The following is a 6356-nucleotide window of genomic DNA, read 5'->3' as shown; positions in this document are numbered from 1 at the left end:
TTATGATATTCTCAACTGCTACCCTAACTCGTGTGTGTGCTGTCTCCTTCGCCACGGCAGCGGCCCTAGCAGGGACGATGGGAGAAGCCTTCGCCCAAACCCTGAACGGTGCAGGAGCCTCCTTTCCCGCGCCCCTATACCAGCGTTATTTTGCCGACTATAAAAACGCCACTGGTGTCACCGTTAACTATAATTCCGTCGGTAGCGGTGCTGGTATTCGGCAATTTATCGCCGGAACCGTCGATTTTGGGGCTTCCGATGCCGCTCCTTCCTCCTCGGAAAAAAGCCAGATGAAAAACGGTTTACTGCTAGTTCCCACCGCCGGAGGAGCCGTCGCCGTGGTTTATAATCTGCCCGGGGTAAATAACCTGCAAATTTCCAGGGCTAACCTCGGTAAAATCTTCAGTGGCGAGATCACCAACTGGAAACAAGTAGATCCGAAACTGCCCGACCGACCGATTAAAGTAGTGGTTAGGGCTGATGGTAGCGGTACTACGGAGATTTTTACCTCTCACCTGAGCGCTATTAGTCCTTCTTTCAAAAGTAAAGTGGGAACCAGCAAAGAACCTAACTGGGGTTTTACCGTTCTCAAGGGACCGAAAAATGATGGTGTGGCGGCCCTGGTTAAACAAACAGAAGGCTCGATTGGTTACGTTCAAGATACCTTTGCCCGCAAAAACGAAGGGGCAACCATGAGAACCGCCAGAATTCAAAATAAAGCCGGTCAATTTGTCGAACCCAGTCTCGCTCAAGCTAACAAGGCGATGGAAGGGGTGAAATTTAACGCTGATTTTACCGCTAATGTAGATGATCCGAGCAGTGGTTATCCGATCGTCGGGATTACTTGGTTATTAGTACCGAAAGACTACGCTGATAACAAAAAAGCGGCGGAAATTAAAAGACTGTTGACTTGGATTCTCACCACCGGTCAAGGTATTAACAATCAATTGGAATTTACCCGGATTCCTCAATCGGTGACTCAAAAAGTTTTAGCCGAAGTTAACAAAATTAAATAAATAGGGTTTGCTGAATAAATGTGAAATGTAGGTAAGGTAAGGGTTTTGTGGCTTTTCTCGCGAAACAGGTGCAAATTTTGAGAGAATCGTCGTTCAAAACCTTGTGTCTTCATCGGCCCGCGTCCTGTAGGGGCGAAGCATTCGGGCAATAACCTATCGGTGAAACCGGAGATTTTCTAACCGAATGCTTCGCCCGTACTTTTTCAGCAAACCTAAATACTTTTGTATTAGTTTGGGCTTGATTGTCACCACTTTCCAGTAAAATGGAAAAAAGTCACCAGTTAACCTCATAACTAATAACTGCAAGTATTTCTTTTCTGTGGGCTGAACATTGTTCAGCCCCTACAGTTGCGTTTTCAACAACTGATAACTGGTAATCGCTCTCTACTTTATGGCCAATTTTTCTGAACCTGTTGAGTCTTTTGATCTTTCAGCAGCCAATCTTAACGAAAACCCCGGCACTGCCGGTTTATTTGATCGCATTTTTACGCTCCTAGTCTGGATTTGTGCCGCCTCTGGTTTAATTTTTCTGCTCTGGATGGCCTGGATTGTTTTTCAGGATGCGCGGCCGGCGATCAATGAATTCGGTCTGGGATTTCTCTGGGGAACCACTTGGGATGTGAACGTCCTCAAATTTGGTGGTTTACCCTTTATTTTCGGTTCGATCGTTTCCTCGATTCTGGCTCTTTTATTAGCTATTCCCCTCAGTGTCGCCGTTGCTTTAACCACTAGCGAGAATTATTTGCCGGCAAGTGTCCGTTATCCCATAGGTTTTTTGGTGGAATTAATTGCCTCGATTCCCAGTGTAATTATCGGTTTATGGGGGATTTTCGTGCTAATTCCCGTGCTTAAACCCCTGCAAGAATGGTTATTTCAAAATTTTGCTTGGTTCCCTTTGTTTAATACCCAACCTTTGGGACCAAGTATGCTGATCGCTGGTGTGATCCTGGCCATTATGATCGTGCCGACTATTTCCGCTATCAGTCGCGATGTGCTGCTTACCGTCCCCCCCGAATTACGCAGCGCCTCCATGGCCCTAGGTGCCACTCGTTGGGAAACCATCTGGCGCGTGTTGTTGCCGGCGGCGAGTTCTGGCATTGTCGGGGCGATTATCCTCGGTTTAGGGCGCGCTTTAGGGGAAACTATGGCGGTGGCCATGGTAATCGGTAACTCCTCGATTATTACTCCCTCCCTCTTGGCCCCCGGTTATACTATTCCCGCCGTACTAGCTAATACCTTCCCAGAAGCTTTTGAAAAAATCCACATCGGAGCTTTGATGTATTTAGCTTTGATTCTATTTGTTATTACCTTGGCCGTCAATAGTGTAGCGGCTTTATTAGTACAGTTTATCAACCGCAATCGTTAATTTTATGAGCCAAGGAGCTTTTCCCGAAGAAGATTTACAGCAACCCCTGTCACCCTGGCGACATTTTTTTACCAACGGTCTCACGGGTTTAGCGATCGCTCTTAGTGCTATCGCTATTCTGCCTTTATTCGCTATCCTCTTTCAAATTGTCAAAGAAGGTTTACCCGGATTCAATGGGCAAGTTTTCACCTCTTTACCCGCCCCAGTTGGCTCTGATCCCAGTGTTCCCAACGGTTTTGCCAATGCGATCGTGGGTACTTTAACTATGGTCGGTTTAGCGGCTTTAGGCAGCATACCTCTGGGGATTCTCACCGGGGTTTTCCTCTCGGAATTCGCTCGGGGTTCCAAAATTGGCGGCATTCTGCGCTTTGCGATCGTGGTGTTGAGTAGTACCCCTTCCGTTATCGTCGGGGTGTTTTCCTTCGGGGTTTTGGTGTTAACTACCAAACAATTTTCCGCCGTGGCGGGGGCCTTTGCTTTAGGGGTGATTATGTTGCCGATCATCGCTTTAACCACGGAAGAGGCGCTGAAACTAATACCCATGTCCTACCGTCTCGGTTCCTCCGCTTTGGGGGGTTCCCGTTTCGATACGGTATTTCGCATTGTCCTGCCAGCAGCGATCGCACCGATTATGACCGGGATATTATTAGCAGTAGCCCGGGCTGCCGGAGAAACGGCCCCTTTAATGTTTACGGCTTTATTTAGTCAATTTTGGCAAGAAAGTCTTTGGTCGCCCACACCGGCTTTAACGGTGTTGATTTATAACTACGCTAGTTCCCCTTTTCCTGAACAAAATTCCTTGGCTTGGACAGCTTCTTTAGTCCTGATTATCTTAGTTTTAATTACTAGCCTTCTTTCCCGTTTTGTCACTCGTAAACGCTCAAATTAAGCATTTTTCTTATGATCGATTCCTCTCTCATGAACAATCCTACGTCTCTAGCTAATTCGGCGATCAAAGTCGAAAATCTCAGCTTTTTCTACGGTAGCAAAAAAGCCCTGGAAGGTGTTTCTTTAGAAATCCCGCAAAGGCAAGTAACCGCCATGATCGGCCCCTCTGGTTGTGGTAAATCCACTCTCTTAAAAGCCCTCAATCGCATCGGGGAATTAGAGGGACAGGTGACAGTTAAAGGCAAAGTTAGGTTTTTTGGCCAAGATATCTACGCTCCCAAAGTTAACCTTCATACCTTACGGCGACAGGTGGGTATGGTGTTTCAGCGCCCTAACCCTTTTCCTGCTAGTATTTACGATAATATTGCCTACGGTATTAGAATTTATCGTTCCGCTAGTCGCAGTGAATTAGATGCAATTGTGGAATCAGCTTTAAAAGGGGCTGCTCTTTGGAATGAAGTTAAAGATCTGTTGAATAAATCCGCTTTAGGATTATCGGGAGGACAACAACAAAGATTGTGTATTGCTCGCGCTTTGGCGGTAAAACCAAAAGTATTATTAATGGATGAACCTTGTTCCGCTTTAGACCCCCTTTCTACCCTCAAAGTCGAGGAATTAATCCATGAATTGAAGCAACAATACACGATCGTCATTGTCACCCATAATATGCAACAGGCCTCTAGGGTATCCGATCGCACGGCCTTTTTTAATACCGATGAAAGCCGCGTCGGTCATTTGGTGGAATGTGATGCCACCCAGAAAATTTTCACCGATGCAGTTAATCAACAAACTCGCGATTATGTAGCCGGTAGATTCGGTTAATTTGTCTTGTCAGGAGATAGGAGACAGGAGACAGGAGACAGGAGATTATTTTTATTTATTCTCCCCACACCCCACACCCTACACCCTACACCCCACACCCTACACCCCACACCCCACACCCCACACCCTACACCCCACACCCTACACCCATCTCCCCACTTCCCACTCCCATAACCCAACCCCCTAAACAATAACGCTGCCCGATTTTGCTAGGATAAGAAATGTAACAAGAATCTTTCTCAACAGTCGGATAATTCATGGGCAACGATACCATCACCTTACTCTCTCCCCGGGAAATTGAAAAAATGCGTCGAGCCGGACGATTAGCGGCTAAACTGTTAGACCATCTGGCCGATATGGTTAAACCGGGGGTAAGTACCCTAGAAATCAATGACGAGGCAGAACGTTGGACTCGCGCCCATGGAGCCAAAAGTGCGCCCCTAGGATACCATGGCTTTCCTAAGTCCATCTGTACTAGCATTAACGAGGTTATTTGTCACGGCATCCCCAGCGCCGATCAAATCCTCAAAGACGGCGATATTATTAACATCGATGTCACACCGATTTTAGAAGGTTATCACGGCGATACGTCGCAGACTTTCTTTGTCGGTACTCCCTCCCCCCTGGCCAAAAAGTTAGTGGAAGTTACCAGAGAATGTCTGCAAAGAGGCATAGATGCAGTGCAGCCGGGGGGTAAAATCGGCGATATCGGGGCGGCTATCCAAGAATATGCCGAAGGACAAGGATTTTCGGTGGTTAGAGATTTTGTCGGTCATGGTATCAGTAATGTTTTTCACACCGGTCCGCAGGTTCCCCACTACGGCACTCGTGGCAAGGGCAAAAAAATTCGCCCCGGCATGGTATTCACCATTGAACCAATGATTAATGAGGGAACCTGGCAACATATTGTCTTAAAAGACGGTTGGACTGCTATTACTAAAGATGGTAAACTTTCGGCCCAATTTGAACACACCATCGCCGTCACCGAAACCGGTGTCGAAATTCTCACTTTATCCGATTAAATTTAGGGAACGGGGAACAGGGGATAGGGAATGGGAGAATGGGGAAATAGGGAAGTTTCAACTAATACCCCAAAACCCTAAAACCCTAAAACCCCATCACCCCTCTCCCTTCTCCCCCCGCAACGCGCACGAAGTGGTCTCCTCACTTCCCCACTTCCCACTAATAACTGATAACTGATAACTGATAACTGAATATATGCAGTATCGTCGTTTCGGTCGCACTAATCTACAAATGCCGATGTTTTCCTGTGGGGGAATGCGCTATCAATTTCAGTGGCAGGATGTGCCGATGTCGCAAATTCCCGACGAGAATCAAGGCAATTTAGAGGCAATCATCAATAAATCTCTGGAAGTGGGGATTAATCACATCGAAACCGCTAGGGGTTACGGCACTTCCGAGATGCAATTAGGCAAAATTTTGCCGCAACTACCGAGGGACAAGATTATCGTGCAGACGAAAGTTTCTCCTAGTCAAGATGTGCGGGAATTTCGCCGTAAATTTGAGCAATCCAGGCAATTTTTACGGTTAGATTATGTGGATTTGTTGGGTATCCATGGCATCAACACGGCTGAAATTCTCGATTACACTATGGCCGAGGGCGGTTGTTGGCAAGAGGCGAAAAAATTACAGCAACAGGGAAAAGTTCGTTTTATCGGTTTCTCCACCCATGCACCAACTGATGTAATTGTCAAGATTATTGCAACAAATTGTTACGATTACCTCAATCTGCACTGGTACTATATTTTTCAGAATAACTGGCTGGCCATAGAAGCGGCAAAACAGCACGATATGGGCGTTTTTATCATTAGTCCCTCCGATAAGGGCGGCCATCTCTACAATCCTCCCCCTAAGCTCGTCGCTCTCTGTTCTCCTCTCAGTCCGATGGTTTTTAATGACCTATTCTGTCTCAGTCATCCGGCCGTTCATACCCTGAGTATCGGTGCAGCGCAACCCACAGATTTTGATGAACACCTGAAAACTTTACCCTTACTCGATCGAGCCGAGGAGATTTTACCGGCAATTATCGAGAGATTGCAAGGGGAGATGATCAACTGTTTAGGCGATAATTGGGTAAAAACTTGGTCTGTGGGTTTACCTAGCTGGGAAAATACACCCAATCAGATTAATATTCCTTCTATCCTCTGGTTACACAATCTTGCTATCGCCTACGATATGATCGACTTTGCCAGGGCCAGATACAATCTCTTGGGGAATGGGGGTCATTGGTTCCCCGGTCAACA

General features: G+C 46.7%; 7 protein-coding genes. All 7 read left to right on the top strand.

Annotated elements, in window-relative coordinates; all coding sequences use genetic code 11:
• Positions 1-2 precede the first annotated feature (2 nt).
• Positions 3-1016, top strand: a complete 1014-nt coding sequence (pstS, locus tag PX481_RS13355) for a phosphate ABC transporter substrate-binding protein PstS (protein ID WP_288094722.1) — start codon at positions 3-5, stop codon at positions 1014-1016.
• 391 nt (positions 1017-1407) lie between these two features.
• Entirely contained in the window at positions 1408-2382 is a 975-nt protein-coding gene (pstC, locus tag PX481_RS13350; protein WP_288094721.1) for a phosphate ABC transporter permease subunit PstC, read from the top strand.
• A 4-nt stretch (positions 2383-2386) separates the two neighbouring features.
• Positions 2387-3271 carry a phosphate ABC transporter permease PstA gene (gene pstA, locus PX481_RS13345; RefSeq protein WP_002760009.1) on the top strand — a complete coding sequence of 295 codons (885 nt, stop codon included), beginning with the start codon at positions 2387-2389 and terminating at the stop codon, positions 3269-3271.
• 11 nt (positions 3272-3282) lie between these two features.
• Entirely contained in the window at positions 3283-4092 is an 810-nt protein-coding gene (gene pstB, locus PX481_RS13340; RefSeq protein ID WP_002760008.1) for a phosphate ABC transporter ATP-binding protein PstB, read from the top strand.
• 1 nt (position 4093) lies between these two features.
• On the top strand, positions 4094-4279 hold the full coding sequence (locus PX481_RS13335; RefSeq protein WP_196219836.1) for a hypothetical protein: 186 nt from the start codon (positions 4094-4096) through the stop codon (positions 4277-4279).
• 70 nt (positions 4280-4349) lie between these two features.
• Complete coding sequence (gene map, locus PX481_RS13330) at positions 4350-5114, top strand: type I methionyl aminopeptidase (protein ID WP_002760006.1); 765 nt, start codon at positions 4350-4352, stop codon at positions 5112-5114.
• Positions 5115-5310: 196 nt separating this feature from the next.
• Positions 5311-6356: aldo/keto reductase (locus PX481_RS13325; RefSeq protein ID WP_288094720.1), on the top strand; the 1046-nt coding region annotated here is incomplete at its 3' end.

This window comes from Microcystis sp. M53603_WE2, from assembly GCF_030065435.1.
The sequence above is the reverse complement of the archived record's forward strand: the minus strand, read 5'-3'. Positions and strand labels throughout refer to the sequence as shown.

Bases quoted from the DNA above. Each gene is read 5' to 3' on its own strand.
- pstC (WP_288094721.1), top strand. From the start codon at position 1,408: ATGGCCAATTTTTCTGAACCTGTTGAGTCTTTTGATCTTTCAGCAGCC.
- map (WP_002760006.1), top strand. From the start codon at position 4,350: ATGGGCAACGATACCATCACCTTACTCTCTCCCCGGGAAATTGAAAAA.
- pstA (WP_002760009.1), top strand. From the start codon at position 2,387: ATGAGCCAAGGAGCTTTTCCCGAAGAAGATTTACAGCAACCCCTGTCA.
- pstS (WP_288094722.1), top strand. From the start codon at position 3: ATGATATTCTCAACTGCTACCCTAACTCGTGTGTGTGCTGTCTCCTTC.
- pstB (WP_002760008.1), top strand. From the start codon at position 3,283: ATGATCGATTCCTCTCTCATGAACAATCCTACGTCTCTAGCTAATTCG.